At 72.6% G+C, this 18051-nt stretch carries 19 protein-coding genes; 6 read left to right on the forward strand and 13 right to left on the reverse strand.

Going from position 1 to position 18051, the window contains the following annotated elements:
* Positions 1 to 169 precede the first annotated feature (169 nt).
* Positions 170 to 478: a metal-sensitive transcriptional regulator gene (locus ABZV94_RS06405; protein ID WP_014673531.1), complete on the forward strand. Its 309-nt coding sequence runs from the start codon at positions 170 to 172 to the stop codon at positions 476 to 478.
* 5 nt (positions 479 to 483) lie between these two features.
* Here ABZV94_RS06405 and ABZV94_RS06410 read toward each other — a convergent pair whose 3' ends face one another.
* A complete protein-coding gene (locus ABZV94_RS06410; RefSeq protein ID WP_014673530.1) occupies positions 484 to 645 on the reverse strand; it encodes a hypothetical protein in 162 nt (53 codons plus the stop codon).
* 117 nt (positions 646 to 762) lie between these two features.
* Positions 763 to 1626, reverse strand: a complete 864-nt coding sequence (locus ABZV94_RS06415; RefSeq protein ID WP_356337815.1) for a hypothetical protein — start codon at positions 1624 to 1626, stop codon at positions 763 to 765.
* A 162-nt stretch (positions 1627 to 1788) separates the two neighbouring features.
* Between ABZV94_RS06415 and ABZV94_RS06420 the strand changes: the two genes are divergently transcribed.
* Positions 1789 to 1974, forward strand: a complete 186-nt coding sequence (locus ABZV94_RS06420) for a hypothetical protein (RefSeq protein ID WP_356337817.1) — start codon at positions 1789 to 1791, stop codon at positions 1972 to 1974.
* Between the two features lie 3 nt (positions 1975 to 1977).
* Here the strand turns inward: ABZV94_RS06420 and ABZV94_RS06425 are convergent, their stop codons facing one another.
* From ABZV94_RS06425 to mshD, 4 genes are all read right to left on the reverse strand, one after another.
* Positions 1978 to 2391: an NUDIX hydrolase gene (locus ABZV94_RS06425; RefSeq protein ID WP_356337820.1), complete on the reverse strand. Its 414-nt coding sequence runs from the start codon at positions 2389 to 2391 to the stop codon at positions 1978 to 1980.
* 17 nt (positions 2392 to 2408) lie between these two features.
* Positions 2409 to 3524 carry a CHAD domain-containing protein gene (locus tag ABZV94_RS06430; RefSeq protein WP_356337822.1) on the reverse strand — a complete coding sequence of 372 codons (1116 nt, stop codon included), beginning with the start codon at positions 3522 to 3524 and terminating at the stop codon, positions 2409 to 2411.
* On the reverse strand, positions 3505 to 5742 hold the full coding sequence (locus ABZV94_RS06435; protein ID WP_356337824.1) for an RNA degradosome polyphosphate kinase: 2238 nt from the start codon (positions 5740 to 5742) through the stop codon (positions 3505 to 3507). Before ABZV94_RS06435 ends, ABZV94_RS06430 begins: the two co-directional genes overlap by 20 nt.
* Positions 5743 to 6546: 804 nt before the next feature.
* On the reverse strand, positions 6547 to 7473 hold the full coding sequence (gene mshD, locus ABZV94_RS06440; RefSeq protein WP_356337827.1) for a mycothiol synthase: 927 nt from the start codon (positions 7471 to 7473) through the stop codon (positions 6547 to 6549).
* Between the two features lie 175 nt (positions 7474 to 7648).
* Between mshD and ABZV94_RS06445 the strand changes: the two genes are divergently transcribed.
* The gene (locus ABZV94_RS06445; protein ID WP_356337829.1) at positions 7649 to 9433 is read left to right on the forward strand and encodes a bifunctional metallophosphatase/5'-nucleotidase; all 1785 of its coding nucleotides are present in this window, start codon (positions 7649 to 7651) and stop codon (positions 9431 to 9433) included.
* A gap of 147 nt (positions 9434 to 9580) precedes the next feature.
* Here ABZV94_RS06445 and ABZV94_RS06450 read toward each other — a convergent pair whose 3' ends face one another.
* Complete coding sequence (locus tag ABZV94_RS06450) at positions 9581 to 10447, reverse strand: NmrA/HSCARG family protein (protein ID WP_356337831.1); 867 nt, start codon at positions 10445 to 10447, stop codon at positions 9581 to 9583.
* Between the two features lie 109 nt (positions 10448 to 10556).
* On the opposite strand from ABZV94_RS06450, the gene ABZV94_RS06455 reads away from it, so the two are divergent.
* Positions 10557 to 11045: a MarR family transcriptional regulator gene (locus tag ABZV94_RS06455; protein WP_356337833.1), complete on the forward strand. Its 489-nt coding sequence runs from the start codon at positions 10557 to 10559 to the stop codon at positions 11043 to 11045.
* An 11-nt stretch (positions 11046 to 11056) separates the two neighbouring features.
* On the opposite strand, the gene ABZV94_RS06460 is transcribed toward ABZV94_RS06455, so the two are convergent.
* From ABZV94_RS06460 to ABZV94_RS06485, 6 genes are all read right to left on the reverse strand, one after another.
* Positions 11057 to 12511: a HAMP domain-containing sensor histidine kinase gene (locus ABZV94_RS06460; protein WP_356337835.1), complete on the reverse strand. Its 1455-nt coding sequence runs from the start codon at positions 12509 to 12511 to the stop codon at positions 11057 to 11059.
* Positions 12508 to 13242: a response regulator transcription factor gene (locus ABZV94_RS06465; protein WP_356337837.1), complete on the reverse strand. Its 735-nt coding sequence runs from the start codon at positions 13240 to 13242 to the stop codon at positions 12508 to 12510. Before ABZV94_RS06465 ends, ABZV94_RS06460 begins: the two co-directional genes overlap by 4 nt.
* Before the next feature lie 122 nt (positions 13243 to 13364).
* Positions 13365 to 13589: a hypothetical protein gene (locus ABZV94_RS06470; RefSeq protein WP_356337840.1), complete on the reverse strand. Its 225-nt coding sequence runs from the start codon at positions 13587 to 13589 to the stop codon at positions 13365 to 13367.
* 25 nt (positions 13590 to 13614) lie between these two features.
* Positions 13615 to 14604, reverse strand: a complete 990-nt coding sequence (locus ABZV94_RS06475) for a trypsin-like peptidase domain-containing protein (protein ID WP_356337841.1) — start codon at positions 14602 to 14604, stop codon at positions 13615 to 13617.
* Between the two features lie 186 nt (positions 14605 to 14790).
* Positions 14791 to 15813 (reverse strand): LacI family DNA-binding transcriptional regulator, encoded by a 1023-nt coding sequence (locus ABZV94_RS06480; protein ID WP_356337843.1) that lies wholly within the window; start codon positions 15811 to 15813, stop codon positions 14791 to 14793.
* Positions 15814 to 15919: 106 nt separating this feature from the next.
* Positions 15920 to 16699: a response regulator transcription factor gene (locus ABZV94_RS06485; protein WP_356337846.1), complete on the reverse strand. Its 780-nt coding sequence runs from the start codon at positions 16697 to 16699 to the stop codon at positions 15920 to 15922.
* A gap of 180 nt (positions 16700 to 16879) precedes the next feature.
* Here ABZV94_RS06485 and ABZV94_RS06490 point away from each other — a divergent pair, with 180 nt between their 5' ends.
* Together ABZV94_RS06490 and ABZV94_RS06495 are read left to right on the forward strand one after the other, a co-directional pair.
* Positions 16880 to 17728, forward strand: a complete 849-nt coding sequence (locus tag ABZV94_RS06490; RefSeq protein WP_356337848.1) for an alpha/beta fold hydrolase — start codon at positions 16880 to 16882, stop codon at positions 17726 to 17728.
* 66 nt (positions 17729 to 17794) lie between these two features.
* Positions 17795 to 18049, forward strand: a complete 255-nt coding sequence (locus ABZV94_RS06495; RefSeq protein WP_161298355.1) for a MoaD/ThiS family protein — start codon at positions 17795 to 17797, stop codon at positions 18047 to 18049.
* Positions 18050 to 18051: the final 2 nt, after the last annotated feature.

The raw sequence follows: 18051 nt of genomic DNA on the forward strand, positions 1-18051 counted from the left end.
GCATCATCCGGCCACGGCTAACGGGCCGCAATCCAGTGTCGCCCATCGAGCAGAGTGATCAGCACGGGGGCGTACGAAGGGCCCTCTACCCCGCAAAGTTCGTTACCATATACCCACTAGGGGTATGTGTCCCTTTTATCCCCAGCTCGTCCCGAGACGGAGGCCCGCGATGACGACGACGACCGAGGCCGGCGCCACGCACGGCTACCACAAGCAGAAGGACGAGCACCTCAAGCGGCTGCGCCGGATCGAGGGCCAGATCCGCGGCCTGCAACGGATGGTGGAGGAGGACACGTACTGCATCGACATACTCACGCAGGTCTCCGCCTCGACCAAGGCCCTGCAGTCCTTCGCGCTCCAGCTGCTGGAGGAGCACCTGCGGCACTGCGTCGCGGACGCGGCCGTCAAGGGCGGTGACGAGATCGACGCCAAGGTGGACGAGGCGACGAAGGCGATCGGCCGGCTGCTGCGCAGCTGAGCCGCTCAGGCCGCGTTCCGCTCCTCGGCCACCCGCAGCACCTCGTCGATGCTCTCCAGGCTGAGCCGGTCCTCGGCGGCCGAGGCCGCGATGATCAGCTCTCCGCACAGCTCGATCTCGGCGAGGGCCACGTGGTCCTGAACCGCCGTGCCGCCGACCGCAGCCACCCGCCTCACCTCTTCTCAGCCGTCACCGCTCCCTAGAGTAGGCAGCGCCCTACGGACCGCGCATGGCACGGACGGGCTACTTACAGGGTGGCGTCCCGGACTAGTGACTGGCCGGTTTCAGGCCCCGCCGCCGCTTGCGGCCTGCTCGGCGATGCGGCCCGCGTAGATGTCCGCCGGGGCCGGCAGCCGTACGTCGGCGGGGACGCCGAAGTCGTACAGCAGCAGGGTGGAGGCGACGGCCACGGTGACCTTCTCGCGGCCGTTGACGAAGCTGAAGCGCTGCCGCAGCTTGCGGATGCGGCCCTGGTCGTCCAGGTACGCGTCGAACGGCACCTCGGCCGTGGCGAACCCTTTCGCCGCCGCGGCCAGGACCGCCCTGTTCGCGGCGGAGGCGTACCGGGCCGCGCGGCGCAGGTCGGCGGTGCCCCGGTAGTGCCGCACCGCCGTCCCCGCGACCTCGGTCCGGCCGACGAAGACCGCCTCCCGCGTCCCGCGCAGCACCTCGGCCGCCGCGTACGGGTCGGTCGCGCCGCCGGTGACCAGATTGCCGTCCGACAGCGTCGAGGTCTCCACCCGCACCCACTTGTCGGCGGGCACGCCCGCGCCCCGGTTCTTCATGAACAGCGCGCCCGGGGCGAGGAGTTCGGTGATGGGCCGGTGCTCGGAGGTGCCCGTGGGGTCCTCGGGCAGCACCACCGTGAGCCGGCCGAGACGGCGCCGGTAGTCGTAGACGCCCTTGCCGCGGATGGTGACCCGGGTGCCGCCGTTGGCCATCTGCATCGAGGTGCCGGCCTTGGAACTGCCCGCGTCCCGCAGCGCGTCGGCGGCCCGGTGCAGGAGGGCGACGGGATCGCCGGCGCCCTTGACGTCCTCGGCGGCGGCACCGCTGCCGGAGCAGCCCGTGGCGCCCGTCCCGAGGGCGAGGAGGACGCCCACCGCGACGACCGTCCCGCCCGCGCGCCTGTGCTGCCGCCGATCCATCGCCTGCCTACCCCCAGCCGGTGTGTCCGTCACGGGCCCCCTGTCGTCCGGATAACGACGGGTGGGGGGCGCCGTCACGCGCCGCCGGGAGCAGTGGCGGGGCCGCGTCCGGCCGGCGGGAGCAAGACCCGCTCTTTACCTCGGCTGGGTACCGTTGACGGCGTGGCAGTCACCGCGGTACCGGAGGACGGGCAGGAACGCGCCCGGTCCGGGCAGGAGCACCTCACCACGACGACCGAGCAGGGCCCCTTCTGCGTGGCCAGATGCAGCTGCGGCTGGCGCGGGCCCGCCCGCCGGGCCCGCAGCCAGGCCCGCACGGACGCGGAGGGGCACACGACGGGCCCCTGACCGTCACCGGCGTTCCAGCGCGCGCAGGAGCGCGTCCACCAGCTCCCCGTCGCGATGCTGGGTCAGCCGGGCCCGGGCCGCCGCCGGGGTCAGCCACAGGATGCGGTCCACCTCGTCGTTCGGTGTGAAGTGGCCGGAAACCGCCTCCGCGGCCCAGTACCGCACCTCCTTCGGGCGGCCGCCCGCCCAGTACCGCACGCCCGGCAGCTCGCCGCCCGGCTCGGCCGTGTACCCGGTCTCCTCCGCCACCTCGCGCAGCGCGCCGGCGAGCGGGTCCTCGCCCCGCTTCAGCTTGCCCTTGGGGTGGGACCAGTCGTCGTACTTCGGCCGGTGGACGAGACAGATCTCCAGGTCTGCGGAGCCCGGGGAGCGGCGCCACAGCACACAGCCGGCCGCCTGGACCACGGTGTCGTTCACACCGCCTCCTCGTGGGGTCAGGGCGCGTGGACGGTCTGCTTCTGCCACGCCTGCTGGAACGCGAACCGGGCCGCCTCCACCTCGTGCCGCTGGTCGGCGTGGAGCACACCGAGCGCGTACGCCGTCGCGGGCGTGATCCGCGGGGTGCGGGCCGCCTGCGCCGCGGCGCCCGCCGCCTCCGAGGCGTCCCGGTGCCGGTTCAGCGCCTGGCCCGCCGTCAGCAGCCGCACGTCCACCGGGGCGTTGCCGCCGTGCAGCACCTCGCGGGCGTACCGGTGCAGGCGCAGCAGCAGGCGGACCTGGTGCCAGGGGCCGTCCTGCGGGTGCGGGGACGGATCCGGGGACAGGCCGTGGACCAGGGCCTCGGCGTTGTACGGGTGGCCGGCGGTGACCAGGGGCAGCGCGGTGACGGCGTCCGTGAGGCGCTCCTCGGCCGCGGCGGCGAGGGGGCCCAGGGCGGTGGCGGGGGCCGCGGGGGTGAGGGGGACCTCGCTGGCGAGTACGGCGACCTTGTCGGCCACGGCGTGGAAACGGGAGGAACCGAGGGCCTGGAGCGCCGTGGAGTGGGCCCTCGTCCGGGCGAGGGTGAGCTGGCGTTCGAGCAGGGCGCCCGCCTTCGCCGCGCCCACGGTGAGGTTGCCGCGGTCCGTCGTCACCGTCGCGCCGGCCGGACCGCCGGCGCTCTCCCGTGCCTGCCCCGCGCCCGCCTTCGCCCGCGCGGGGGCGCCCCCGCCGGCCACGGCCGCTGTCGTCATGGCCTGGGCCGGGAACACCGCGGCGCCCGACAGCCGGTGCAACGCCAGCAACAGGCGCTCCAGGCGGGCCTCGTAGGCGTGCTCCAGGCCCAGCGTGCCGGACAGCCAGGCCAGTTCCGGGCGCATCTCCTCCGACCACTCGGGGTCCAGGAGGGGGCGGAAGGTGTGCAGGCTGGCGCTGATGCGGCGGGCCGAGCGGCGCAGGGCCCGGGCCGCGTCGACGGACTCCTCCGCACCGGCCGTCTGGCCCCCGGTCTCCCGGTGCAGGCGCAGGGCGCGGAGGAACTCCGTGGCCTGGGCGCGCAGGTAGCCCGCGAGGGCGTCCCCGGTCACCGCCCCGGCCGTGGGGTCCGTCGGGTCAAGGTGTTGCTGTGCCACGCCGGCGCCTCCGGGCGTCTATGAGCATCTCCTGGACGTTGCGCAGGGGTTGGCCGTCCGCGTCGGTCGCGTGCCGCGTCCACTCGCCGTCCGGGCCGAGGTGCCAGGAGGCGGTGCTGTCGGACATGCCGGTGTCCAGCAGCCGGTTGAGGGCTGCGCGGTGGCCGGGGTCGACCACCCGGACCAGGGCCTCTATCCGGCGGTCGAGGTTGCGGTGCATCATGTCGGCGCTGCCGATCCACACCTCCGGCTCGCCGCCGTTGCCGAAGGCGAACACCCGGGAGTGTTCGAGGAACCGGCCGAGGATCGAGCGGACCCGGATGTTCTCCGACAGGCCCGCGACGCCCGGGCGGACGGCGCAGATGCCCCGCACCCAGATGTCGACCAGCACGCCCGCCTGGGAGGCCCGGTAGAGGGCGTCGATGACCGCCTCGTCCACCATCGAGTTGACCTTGATGCGGACGAAGGCCGGGCGGCCCGCACGGTGGTGCTGGACCTCCTTGTCGATCCGCGCGACCAGGCCGTCCCGCAGGGACTTGGGGGCGACCAGCAGGCGGCGGTAGGTCTCGCGGCGCGAGTAGCCGGACAGCCGGTTGAACAGGTCGGAGAGGTCCGCGCCCACCTGCGGGTCGGCGGTGAGCAGACCGAGGTCCTCGTACAGCCGGGCCGTCTTCGGGTGGTAGTTGCCGGTGCCGACGTGGCTGTAGCGGCGCAGGGTCTCGCCCTCCTGGCGGACCACCAGCGACAGCTTGCAGTGCGTCTTCAGGCCGACGAGGCCGTAGACGACGTGGCAGCCGGCCTCCTCCAGCTTGCGCGCCCACTTGATGTTGGCGTGCTCGTCGAAGCGGGCCTTGATCTCGACGAGGACGAGGACCTGCTTGCCGGACTCGGCGGCGTCGATGAGCGCGTCGACTATCGGGGAGTCGCCGGAGGTGCGGTACAGGGTCTGCTTGATGGCGAGGACGTCCGGGTCGGCCGCCGCCTGCTCCAGGAACGCCTGCACGGAGGTGGAGAAGCTGTCGTACGGGTGGTGCAGGAGCACGTCCCGGGCGCGCAGCGCCGCGAAGATGTCGGGCGCGGACGCCGACTCGACCTCGGCGAGGTCGCGGTGGGTGCCGGCGACGAACTTGGGGTACTTCAGCTCCGGCCGGTCGAGGCTGTGGATGCGGAAGAGGCCGGTGAGGTCGAGCGGGCCGGGCAGCGGGTACACCTCCGCCTCGGAGATCTTCAGCTCGCGCACCAGCAGGTCCAGCACCTCGCGGTCGATGGACTCCTCGACCTCCAGGCGGACCGGCGGGCCGAAGCGGCGCCGCATGAGTTCCTTCTCCAGGGCCTGGAGGAGGTTCTCGGCGTCGTCCTCCTCGACCTCCAGGTCCTCGTTGCGGGTGATCCGGAAGGCGTGGTGCTCCAGGATCTCCATGCCCGGGAACAGCTCTTCCAGGTGGTTGGGGGCCGCGATGACGTCCTCGATGGGGACGTAGCGGCCCGGGGAGGCCTCCAGGAAGCGGGACAGCAGCGGGGGCACCTTCACGCGCGCGAAGTGCTTGTGGCCGCTGACCGGGTTCCGTACCACGACGGCCAGGTTCAGGGAGAGGCCGGAGATGTACGGGAAGGGGTGCGCGGGGTCGACGGCCAGGGGCGTGAGGACCGGGAAGATCTGGTGCCGGAAGAGCGTGAAGAGCCGGGCCTGCTCCTTGTCGGTCAGCTCGGTCCAGCGGACCAGGTGGATGCCCTCGTCCGCGAGTGCGGGGGCGACGTCCTCGTGGTAGCAGGCGGCGTGCCGGGCCATCAGCTCGCGGGAGCGGGCCCAGATCATCTCCAGCACCTCGCGGGGCTGGAGGCCGGAGGCGGAGCGGGTGGCGACGCCGGTGGCGATACGGCGCTTCAGACCGGCCACCCGGACCATGAAGAACTCGTCCAGGTTGCTGGCGAAGATCGCGAGGAAGTTCGCGCGCTCCAGCAGCGGCGTGTTCGGGTCCTCGGCCAGCTCCAGGACGCGCTCGTTGAAGGCGAGCCAGCTGCGTTCCCGGTCGAGGAAACGGCCCTGGGGCAGGGGCGCGCCGTCGGTCGGCGCCTCCTCGTAGGTGTCGAGACCCGCGTCGAGATCGGGTTCCAGGTCGGAGACCACGGCGGCCACGGCGTGCTGGCGGTGCGCGGCGATGGAGCCCACGGAGGGCTGGGGGTGCTGTACCTCTGCCTGGGCGTCTTGCTGACTCATGAACCCATTCTTCCGCGCAACGGGTGACACAAGCGCGTCGGAACGTGCGGGCGGGAGCGTGACGGCCCCGTTCCCCGCGGGCCCCTCGGGGGGCGGCGAAGGCTCTGGCACGGCGGGCTTCATTGGCCGAGCGTCGCAAGCCTGGCTGAATCAATGGTTACGGCGACATGACGTGCGGGATAGCGGGGGGCGGCCCGAAGGGGTTCCTGGATGCGAAAACCCCGGGCCGGGGCGTCAGGGGGTCCGGTGGAGTGCAGGACCGGCGTCCGCCGCGGGGGTGGCGGCGAGGACGGTGCCGGTGGCGGGCGGTGCGGGCATCTGTTCCCGGCGCCGGCTTGCGGCAGGCCCTCTCCCGGGGCCCGGGGGAGAGGCGGACCCGCAGAAGGTCACCGGCCGTGAGGAGCACCCACGCGGCCCCGGAGGCAAGGCCGGGCAGGCCGGGGCGAGGGCGGCCGTCCGGCGGCTGCCTCGGCGGCGCGGGCGGCCTTCGCGCGGGTAGGGGCACAGGGGCGGTGGCCGCCACGGAAGCCGGCGGCGTGCCGCTGGTCGTCGAGGCTCCGGCACCCGGTGCCGGCGTCGGAGACGCAGGTCGAGGCGGGGCGTGGGCGCCGGTCGGGGTGACGATGCCCTCCCGGCCCTGCTGCCCGGACACATCGGGAACGTCCGCCGGCCGGTGACGCCCCGTGACGGCCGGCCACAGGTACGGCAGGCTCGTGTGGACGCCGATCCCCGACGCGGCCACGGCGAGGCCGCCACCGCGGCGCCGGTGAGCGGGCCCCGCGGCCACCGTCGCGCGGGGAGACGTCAGGTTTCCGTGCGGTACATCAGGTCCGTCTCGTGGACCGTGAAGCCCAGGCGCTCGTACACCGACACCGCCGCCTTGTTGTCGGCGTCGACGTAGAGCATCGCGGTCGGCAGCTGCTGCGCGGCCAGGTGCCGCAGCCCGATCGTGGTGAGGGCCTTGCCGAGGCCGCCGCCCTGTTCGCCGGGCCGGACCCCGAGGACGTACACCTCGCCGAGCCCCTCCTCGGCGTGCACCTTGGTCCAGTGGAAGCCGATCAGCTCGCCGCGCCGCTCGGCGAGGAAGAACCCGGCCGGGTCGAACCACGGCTCGGCCTTGCGGTCGTCCAGGTCCCGCTGGGCCAGCGAGCCCTGCTCGGGGTGGTGGGCGAAGGCGGCGGCGTTCACGGCGAGCCAGGCCGCGTCGTCCTTGCCGGGCACGAAGGTGCGCACGCTCACGCCCTCCGGCAGCGTCGGCTCGGGCAGCTCCATGTCGGTCAACGAGCGCCGCATCTGGCGCAGTTCGCGAAAGAGCGTCAGCCCGAGCACCTGGGCGAGGTGCCGGGCGGCGGCGTGGCCCCCGTGCGCCCACACCCGCAGCCGCTTGCCGGACGCGGCGAGCAGGGCCGAGCCGAGCGCCCGGCCGTGACCGTGCCCGCGGTGCGCGGGGTGCACGACCAGTTCGGCGGCCGGCGCCTCCACCGGGTCGGTGTCCTCCAGCTGGGCGTAGCCGACGAGTTCGCCGTCGACGGTCAGCAGCAGGTGCGAGACGCCCTCGCGGGCCTCGCCGCGCAGTTGCAGCCGGCCCTGCTCGGACACCGGCTGCTGCCCGTCGACCCGGGCGGCCTCACCGAGCAGGCGCAGGACGGCCTCGGCCCGGTCCGGAGTGAGCGCGGAGTAGGTCTCGATGGAGCGGGCGGGGAAGCCCCGTACGGTGTCGTCGCTGCTCATGCGTATGAGGGTACGGGGCGACCGGGGCGAATTCCCGGCACATCGGCCACGGCGGGATGGGCGGTAAAGGCACTGGCAAAGGGAAACCAGGATGTAACCACGAACCCCCTGTCGTGCTACGCGCGTTGACTTTAGGCTGCGCCGAGCCACCACAGCCGACCCACAGGGGGGTCCCATGCCAGCCGCGCCCCGGCGCACCGGACGTCGTACGTACGCCCTTCTCGCGAGCGCAGCCTCTCTCGCCACGGCCGCGGCGCTGACCGCCGCGCTCCCGGCGGACGCGCACGAGAGCCACCACCGTCCGGGCCGCTACCAGGACGTCCAGCTGCTCTCCTTCAACGACCTGCACGGCAACCTGGAGCCCCCGTCCGGCTCCTCCGGCCGGGTCACCGAACTCCAGCCGGACGGCACGACGAAGACGATCGACGCGGGCGGTGTCGAGTACCTCGCGACCCACCTCCGCCAGGCCCGCACGGGCCACCCGTACTCGATCACCGCGGCCGGCGGCGACCTGGTCGGCGCCTCCCCGCTGCTGTCGGGCCTCTTCCACGACGAGCCCACCGTCGAGGCGCTGAACAAGCTGGACCTGGACGTCACCTCGGTCGGCAACCACGAGTTCGACGAGGGCGCGAGGGAGCTGGCCCGCCTGCAGAACGGCGGCTGCCACCCCACGGACGGCTGCTACACGGACCAGGAGTTCCAGGGCGCCGACTTCCCGTACCTGGCCGCGAACGTCCAGGACGAGAAGACCGGCAAGCCGATCCTGAAGCCGTACTGGGTCTGGAAGAAGGACGACGTCAGGATCGGCTTCATCGGGGTCACCCTGGAGGGCACCCCGGGCATCGTCTCCGCCGACGGCGTCAAGGGCCTGACCTTCAAGGACGAGGCCGAGACCATCAACAAGTACGCCAAGGTGCTCCAGCGCCAGGGCGTGCAGTCGATCGTGGCCCTGATCCACGAGGGCGGCTACCCGGCCTCCGGCTCCTACAACTACGACTGCGACTCCCCGGGCGCGGGCAGCGGCATCTCCGGCCCGATCGTGGACATCGCCAAGAACGTGACCCCGGCGGTGGACGCCCTGGTCACCGGCCACACCCACCAGGCGTACGTCTGCACCGTCCCGGACCCGTCGGGCCGCCCCCGCATGGTCACCTCGGCGTCCTCCTTCGGCCGCCTCTACACGGACACCACGCTGACGTACGACCGCCGCACCGGCGACATCGCGCGTACGGCGGTGAAGTCGGCGAACCACGTGGTCACCCGGGACGTCCCCAAGGCGCCGGACATGACCGATCTGATCTCGCGCTGGAACACCCTGGCCGCCCCGATCGGCAACCGCCCCATCGGCTGGATCTCCGCCGACATCAACAACACTGGCACCGAGTCCCCGATGGGCGACCTGATCGCCGACGCGCAGCTCGCCCACGGCCGGGAACTGGACCCGAGGACCAGCCTGGCCCTGATGAACCCGGGCGGGGTCCGGGCGGGCCTCACCTACGCGGCCAAGGGAGCGGAGGGCGACGGCGTGGTCACCTACGCCGAGGGCTTCACGGTCCAGCCGTTCGCCAACACGGTGAACCTCCAGGACTTCACCGGTGCCCAGCTGATCCAGGTCCTCAAGGAGCAGGTGAGCGGAGCCAACGCGGCGGCCCCGAAGATCCTCCAGCCGTCCGCCGGGCTCACCTACACCCTGGACCTCACCAAGTCCGGCGCGGACCGCGTGGTCACCGACTCGATCCGCCTGAACGGCGCCCCGATCGACCCGTCGGCCACCTACCGGGTCGCCACCAACAGCTTCCTCGCGGGCGGCGGCGACGGCTTCCCCACCCTGGCTCAGGGCACGGGAGACCTGGTCGGCGCGGACGATCTGACGGCCCTGGAGAAGTACCTGACGGCCAACTCGTCGGCCACGTCCCCGATCGCACCGCCGAAGGCGGACCGGATCACGGTCGTGCGGTAGGACCGGCGGTACCGGCGGAGGCGGCGCGGGCGGGTGTCCCGGCCGCCTCCCGCCGCGTTGTCCACAGCTGTGGACAGGAGTCCGCGGTGCCGCCCGTCCGCCCGCGCCGGCTCCTCCGGGCGGGGTGCTGAACCGCGGTCGCCGCGGTCAGCGGCCCAGCAGGGCCGTCCAGTCCTGCTCGCCGGCCCAGTCCGCGAACGTGTGCCAGGCGATCTCGGGGTGGGCGTCGCGCAGGCCGGTGACGTCGACGTCGAGGCCCGGGTCGGTGAAGTAGGCGAACATCGCCGCCAGGTCGGCGGAGTGGGCGCGGACCTGGCTGAGGGGCGGCTGTGCGTGGGCGACCGGGCGGCCCAGGGCGGTGCCGAGGGTGGCCGCGATCTGCGCGGGGGTGCACGTGTCGGAGGCGAGGTCGATGCGCCGGCCCGCGAAGTCGTCCGGGCGCTGGAGGACCAGCGCGGCGAACGCGCCGATGTCGGCGGCGGGGATGAGCGCGAGCGGCCGGTCGGCCGGCATGGGCCAGGCGAAGACGCCGGTGCGCAGCCCGTCGAGGGTCCAGCCGCCGGCGTAGTTGTCCATGAACGCGGCCGGGGCGATCACCGTCCAGGGCAGGCCGGAGGCGCGCAGGTGCTGTTCGACCGCCCGTTTGCTCTCGAAGTGCGGGACGCCGGTGCCGCGGTCGGCGTGGGCGGCGGAGGTGAGCACCACATGACCGAGGCGGGCTCCGGCCGCCGCGTCGACGAGGGCCGTGCCCTGCCGCACCTCCGTCCCGGTGCCGGTGCCGAACGGGGTGGTCACCGCGAAGAGCGCGTCGGCGCCGGCGAGGGCCGCGACGAGCGAGGCGGGGTCGTCGAAGTCGGCGCGGCGGACCTCGGCGCCCAGGCGGCGCAGCGCCTCGGCGGCCGGTGAGCCGGGGTGGCGGGTCAGGGCGCGGACGTGGTGGCCGGCGCCCAGCAGGGCGCGGGCGGTGGCCCCGCCCTGGGCACCGGTGGCGCCGGTGACGGCGACGGTGAGCATGGGTCTCCCCCTGGTCGGTACGATCACTGTGTGGCGCATTGACTGCGTCACGCAGCAGATTAGGGCACCATTTACTGCGCCGCGCAGTAATTTGGGTGAGGAGACCCCCGTGACAGACGTGACAGACCCCGGCCGGGCCCGCCTGTACGAGGAGCTGGCCCTGGAGTCCCGGCGCTACCTGGCCGCCTACGTGCTGTTCAACCAGGCCGTCGCCGACAACCTCGGCCTGCACCCGACCGACGTGCAGTGCCTGAGCCTGCTGACCGCCGAGCCGGAACCGCTCACCGTCAGGCAGATCGCCGACCGCACCGGTCTGACCACCGGCTCGGCCACCCGCCTCGTGGACCGGCTGGAACGCGGCGGATACGTCACCCGCACCCCCGACCGGCAGGACCGCCGCCGTGTCCTGGTCACCCCCGTACCGGAGCGCCTCGCCCGCGTCACCGCGCTGTGGGACGACCTCGGCCGGACCTGGCAGACCCTCCTGGACGACCACAGCGAGGACGAGCTGAGGGCGATCACCCGGCACATGCGCCGGGCGAACGACCTCAGCCACACCCAGATCGAGCGCCTGCGCGCCATGCGCAGGCCCGACTGAGGGCGCCGGGATCAGCCGGCCGGTGTCTCCGGCGGCGGAACAGGTGCTCCCGGCAGCCGTATCGTCGCCACCGTGCCGCCGCCCTCGGCGGGGGCCAGACGGACGTCGCCGCCCGCCTGCTTCACCGTACGGGCGACGATGGACAGGCCGAGGCCCGAACCCGGCAGGGCACGGGCGCTGGGGGAGCGCCAGAACCGGTCGAAGACGTGCGGGAGTTCGTCCTCGGCGATGCCGGGACCGTGATCACGGACCGTCAGCACGCCCCCGCTGAGCCGCACCTCGACCGTGCCGCCCTCGGGGCTGAACTTCACCGCGTTGTCCAGGACGTTGACGATCGCCCGCTCCAGCGCGGAGGGCTCCGCCCGGACGAACCAGGGCTCGAGGTCGGCCGTGATCGACAGCTCGGGGCCACGCAGCCGGGCCCGGCGCAGCGCCGCCTCGACGGTGTCCTGGAGGGCGACCACCTGGACGCGCTCGCCGCGCTGCCCCTCCGGGCGGGACAGCTCCTGGAGGTCGCCGATCAGCGCGGCCAGTTCGGTCATCTGTGCCTTCACCGAGGCGAGCAGCGCCTTGCGGTCCTCCGGCGGGAGCGGGCGGCCCGTCTCCTCGCTGCGGGTGAGCAGTTCGATGTTCGTCCTGAGCGACGTCAGGGGCGTCCGCAGTTCGTGGCCGGCGTCCGCGATCAGCTGCTGCTGCAGGTCGCGGGAGCTGGCCAGCGAGGCCGTCATCGAGTTGAACGAGCGGGACAGCCGGGCCACCTCGTCCTCGCTGACGTCCTCCACCGGGATGCGGATGGTCAGGTCCTCGGTGCGGGCCACGTGCTCCACGGCCTCGGTGAGCCGGTCGACGGGGCGCAGCCCGGCCCGCGCCACGGCGAGGCCCGCGGCACCGGCGCCGACGACACCGACGGCGGAGACGAGCAGGAGGACCAGGGCGAGGTCGTTGAGGGTCTTCTGCGTGCTCTTGAGCGGTACGGCGATGAGCACGCCGACGTTGGGTCCGCGCCCGCCGCTCGGCGTGGCGGTGGGACCGACGGGCTTGGTGAGCACCCGCAGTTCGTTGCCCTCGTCGTCGCTGCCGTTGCGGAAGTAGAGGATGCTGGGGTCGAAGTTCTTGATCTCGGTCTTGTCGGCCTGGGTGACCTTGATCTTGCCCGAGGCGCCCCCGAAGAGACAGACCGTGCCGTCCTCCGTGACCACCTGGCTGTACCGGTCGCGCAGCAGGAAGCTGTTGGCCTGCGGGGTGTCCGTGCAGTTGTCCAGGGTGAACTGCAACTGGTCCGTCTGCGTCGTGTTCCGCAGGGACTTCTGAAGGTCCTCGTCGAGCTGGTCGTACAGCTTCCGCTCCACGAGGAACCAGCAGGTCACCGAGACCGCCGCCACCGCGAACGCCACCGCCGCCGCGACCAGCATGGCCAGTCGCGCGCGCAGCGGCAGCGCCCGGTACCGGCGCGCCAGCTGCCTCACTCGGCGCCGCCCTGCCGCAGGACGTAGCCCACCCCGCGCACGGTGTGCACCAGGCGCGGCTCACCGCCCGCCTCGGTCTTGCGGCGCAGGTACATCACGTAGACGTCCAGCGAGTTGGAGGAGGGCTCGAAGTCGAAGCCCCACACCGCCTTCAGGATCTGCTCGCGGGTGAGCACCTGTCGCGGATGGGCCATGAACATCTCCAGCAGGGTGAACTCCGTGCGGGTCAGCTCGACCGGCCGGCCGCCGCGCGTCACCTCCCGGGTGGCGAGGTCCATGCGCAGGTCGGCGAAGGTGAGCGCCTCGTCCTGCTGGGCCTCGGCGGACACCGCCGCCGCGTAGGAGCTGCGGCGCAGCAGGGCACGGATGCGGGCGAACAGCTCGTCCAGCTCGAAGGGCTTGACCAGGTAGTCGTCGGCGCCCGCGTCCAGACCGGTGACGCGGTCGCCGACCGTGTCGCGGGCGGTGAGCATGAGGATCGGGGTGGTGTCCCCCGCACCCCGGATGCGGCGGGCCGCGGTCAGCCCGTCCATGCGCGGCATCTGGATGTCCAGCACGACCAGATCGGGCCGGTAGGCCGTGGCCCTCTCCAGGGCGTCCGCGCCGTCGACGGCGACCTCGGTGTCGTACCCCTCGAAGGCGAGGCTGCGCTGGAGGGCCTCGCGTACGGCCGGCTCGTCGTCGACGATCAGGATGCGCTGGGGGTCGCGGTCGCCATCGGCGGGACTCATCGCTCGCGTTTCCTCGGGGTGCGGTGGGCGGTCGGTGTCTTCCGGCCGGAAGCGGGGTCTTCCGGCCGTGGTCGGTGCCTCTCAGCGTCCCATGTCCGGGGGCCGGGGGACACGCGTGCCGGTCAGACCCGGACCGTGTTCAGGCGGTGCAGCGGAACCTTGCGGCGGTGCGGACGGGCGGCGGAGGTGCGCAGACCCATCAGCTGGGGGACCGGCGTCACGGGCGTGGCCACCTCGGGGGCCCGGGGCGCTGGGACCGGCACGTGCAGCTCGGACACGATGGACAGGGCCAGGCTGAGGCCGGCCGGACCACGCTCACTGAACCGGTGGGGGACGTGCTTGATCATGACCTGCTCCTTGCACTTGGTGTTGCTAGCTGTCGGAGCCCGCCCGCAGCTTGGCCAGGTCGGACTTCACCGTGTCGATGGGGATGGCGAAGCCGAGGCCGATGCTGCCCGCGTCCGAGGACGAGGAATCCTGCGAGGCGGAGGAGTACATCGCGGAGTTGATGCCTATGACGTGACCGCTCGCGTCGATCAGCGCGCCGCCGGAGTTGCCGGGGTTGATGGGCGCGTCGGTCTGGATGGCCTTGTAGGTGGTGGTGGACGAGCCGGTGTCGCCGTTGAACTCGCGGCCGCCGAACTGGAACGGCCACTGCCCGTCGCCGTCCTGGCCCTGCCCCTGGCTCTCCTCGGTGGGGACGGTGACGTCCCGGTTCAGGGCGGAGACGATGCCGCTGGTGACCGTGCCGGTCAGGCCCTCGGGCGAGCCGATCGCGACGACCGTGTCGCCGACCTGGACGCTGCCCGAGTCACCGAGCGCCGCCGCCTTCAGGCCGGAGGCGCCCTTGAGCTTGATCAGCGCGAGGTCCTTGGAGCTGTCGGTGCCGACGATCTCGGCGGCGTAGCTCTTGCCGTCGCTGGTGCGCACCTTGATCGAGGTGGCTCCGGAGACGACGTGGTTGTTGGTGATGATCTCGCCCTTGGATGTGATGATCACACCGGAGCCGGTGGCGGACGCGTTCGGGAGCGTCGCTTTGATCTCGACCACGCTCGGGCTGACCGCGGCGGCGATGGCGGCGACGTCGCCCTTCTTGCTCGACGGCACCACGGGGGTGGTGCTGCCGGCGGTGGCGACCGTGTCCTTGCCGGTCAGTTCCTGGAAGGCGTACGCCGTGCCGCCGCCGACCGCGGCCGCGACGATCGCGACCGCCGCGAGCAGCCCCATCGGTCCCCGGGCGCGCTTCTTCCGGGGCTCGGGGGCCGCGACCGCCGGCTGGTACGGCGGCGGGGGCGGCCACTCGGGGTTCACGGGAGCGGAGTAGGAGTGCGGCTGCTCGTAAGTGCCCTGGCTCTCGGTCATGACAGAAGAGTCCCCCGTGATCATGAGAGCTTCCTGAGCGCCGCCTGAGAAGCCTGGCAGAACCTCGTTTGCCCGATATAAAGAGGGATCCGGATCAAGAGGGACCCGGATCAAGAGGGACCCGGATCTGGAGGGATCCGGATCAAGAAAGGTCCGGGGCCCCCCTCTTCGAAGAGGCCCCCGGGATCAGTTGCAGCCGCAGCTCGTGCGCAGCACCAGGCGCGACGGGAACGTCTTCAGCCGCTCGCGCCGGGACCCGGCGATCCGCAGCCCGTCGTCCAGCACCAGGTCGACCGCCGCCCGGGCCATCGCCGAGCGGTCGGAGGCGACCGTGGTCAGCGGCGGGTCGGCGAGCGCGGCCTCCTTGATGTCGTCGAAGCCCGCCACCGCCAGCTGCCCGGGCACGTCGATGCGCAGCTCCCGCGCGGCCCGCAGCAGGCCGATGGCCTGGTCGTCGGTGGAGCAGAAGATCGCGGGCGGCCGGTGCGGACCCGACAGGACGTCCAGGGCCACCCGGTAGGCGTCGTAGCGGTTGTACGGCGCCTCGAACAGCCGGCCCTCGATGGACAGGCCCGCCTCGGCCATGGCCCGCTTCCAGCCCTCGACGTGGTCGGAGACCGGGTCGCCGACGGCCGGCGTCTGCGCCGTACCGCCCATGCAGGCGACGTAGTCGTAGCCGTGCTCCAGCAGGTGGCGCACGGCGAGCTGGGCTCCGCCCAGGTCGTCCGTCACCACGGCCACGTCGTCGATGGCCTCGGGACGCTCGTGCAGCAGCACCACCCGGGCGTCCCAGGCGTCGATCTCGGCGGCGGCCAGGTCGTTCAGGGCGTGCGAGACGAGGATCAGGCCCGAGACGCGCATGCCGAGGAAGGCGCGCAGATAGTGGACCTCGCGCTCGCCGATGTAGTCGGTGTTGCCGACGAGGACCATCTTCCCGCGCTCCGAGGCGGCCTGCTCGACCGCGTGCGCCATCTCGCCGAAGAAGGGCTGGCGGGCGTCGGGGATGATGAGGCCTATGAGGTCGGTGCGCCGGGAGGCCATCGCCTGGGCGACCCGGTCGGGCCGGTACCCCAGTTCCTTGATCGCGGCGAGGACACGCTCGCGCGTTGCCGGGGCGACCGGCCGGGGTCCGTTGTTGATGACATAACTGACGACGGCTGTGGAGGTCCCAGCCAGCCGTGCCACGTCATCCCGAGTCACCTTGGCCACGCGCGGAGTCTACGCGGATTGACCTGCTGTGGGCAGGGCGTATCACATGGCGGCTGTGCGAGACGATGCCCCGCCCGGGCGCCGCTCATGCGTCCGCTGCGGCGGGCTACGCCTCGGCGTGGACCTCGGCGCCCTCCAGGGCGGCGGTGGTGTCCGCAACCTCCGGCTTTGCCCGGCTCGCCTTGGCCTGGGCCTCCTCGGCGGACCGGTCGGTCTTCTCCGGAGTAACGAATCGATAACCGACGTTCCGGACGGTGCCGATCAGCGACTCGTGCTCCGGGCCGAGCTTGGCGCGCAGCCGCCGTACGTGCACGTCGACCGTGCGGGTGCCGCCGAAGTAGTCGTAGCCCCACACCTCCTGCAGCAGCTGGGCGCGGGTGAAGACGCGGCCCGGGTGCTGGGCGAGGTATTTGAGCAGCTCGAACTCCTTGAAGGTCAGGTCCAGGACCCGCCCCTTGAGCTTGGCGCTGTAGGTCGCCTCGTCCACCGAGAGATCGCCGTTGCGGATCTCCATCGGCGAGTCGTCGTTGACGATCTGCTGGCGTCCCATGGCGAGCCGCAGCCGCGCCTCCACCTCCGCCGGACCGGCGGTGTCCAGCAGTACGTCGTCGATGCCCCAGTCGGCGGTGACGGCGGCGAGGCCGCCCTCGGTGACCACGAGAATCAGCGGACAGCCGGGGCCGGTGGACCGCAGCAGCTGGCAGAGGCTGCGCACCTGGGGCAGATCGCGCCGGCCGTCGACCAGGATGACGTCGGCGCCCGGGGTGTCGACCAGGGCGGGCCCTTCCGCCGGCGCGACCCGCACGTTGTGCAGGAGCAGGCCGAGGGCCGGAAGCACCTCCGTCGACGGCTGGAGGGCGTTGGTCAGGAGCAGCAGAGAACTCATACGTCTGGTTCCTCCTCGGTCCCTGCGAGGACAGTGCGGACGGGTACTGCTCTGCGATCCCGAAGGCCCCGTACACCGGCGGTCACCCGAGGTTTCCCGCTTCGTATACAACGCTTCCGAAAGCACAAAAGGACCCGGGGGCTGCGCTGCCCGAGTCCTCTGCCCAGCAGAATAGCCCACATGAGCAACCGTCCGGCAGGTCATGTGGCAGGTTCCACCGTTCGTCCGATGGGCGAGACAGGCAGACGGGGCTCTATCCGGACGTTTCTACGCACGGCCGACGGAATTCCGATCGATTCCGTATACGATCCGCCCTCCGTCGTATACGACCCCCGCGCGGACGCCTCCCGGCCTGCCTCCCGTGACGTGGTGTTCGTGATCGCGCACGGCTTCACCGGGGACGTGGACCGCCCGCACGTGCGCCGGGTGGCGGGCGTCCTGCGCGGCCACGGCGCCGTCGTCACCTTCTCCTTCCGCGGCCACGGCCGCTCCGGCGGGCGGTCCACGGTCGGCGACAAGGAGGTGCTGGACCTCGACGCCGCCGTGGAGTGGGCGCGCGGTCTCGGGCACGCGCGCGTGGCGACCGTCGGCTTCTCCATGGGCGGCTCGGTGGTGCTGCGGCACGCGGCGCTGCACGGGGGCACGGACGCCGTCGTCTCCGTCAGCGCCCCGGCCCGCTGGTACTACCGGGGCACGGCCCCCATGCGCCGCCTGCACTGGCTGGTCACCCGCCCCGAGGGGCGCCTGGTCGGCCGCTACGGACTGCGCACGCGCATCCACCACCGGGACTGGGACCCGGTCCCGCTCTCCCCGGTGCAGGCGGTCCCGAAGATCGCCCCGACCCCGCTCCTGATCGTCCACGGCGACCGCGACGGCTACTTCCCGCTCGACCACCCCCGCATGCTCGCCGAGGCGGCGGGCGAGCACGGCGACCTCTGGGTCGAGCCGGGCATGGGCCACGCGGAGAACGCGGCGGACGACGCCCTGATGGCCCGGATCGGGGAATGGTCGGTGTCGGCGGCGGGCTAGCCTGACCCACACTGTCCTTATCGTTCTCTTGTTTGTTCTTGTCCCTGCCGTCGATTGAGGATTCAGATGCCCAAGGTCACGGTGCGCTACTGGGCCGCCGCCAAGGCGGCGGCCCAGGTCGCCGAGGAGCCGTACGAGGCGGACACGCTGGCCGACGCGCTGGCCGCCGTGCGCGCGCGGCACCCCGGCGAACTCACCCGCGTGCTGCAGCGATGCTCCTTCCTCGTCGACGGCGACCCCGTCGGTACCCGCGCGCATGAGACGGTACGGCTGGCCGAGGGCGGCACGGTCGAGGTGCTCCCGCCGTTCGCAGGAGGGTGAGC

Source organism: Streptomyces sp. NPDC004658, from assembly GCF_040609555.1.
In the GTDB taxonomy this organism is placed as follows: Bacteria; Actinomycetota; Actinomycetes; order Streptomycetales; family Streptomycetaceae; genus Streptomyces.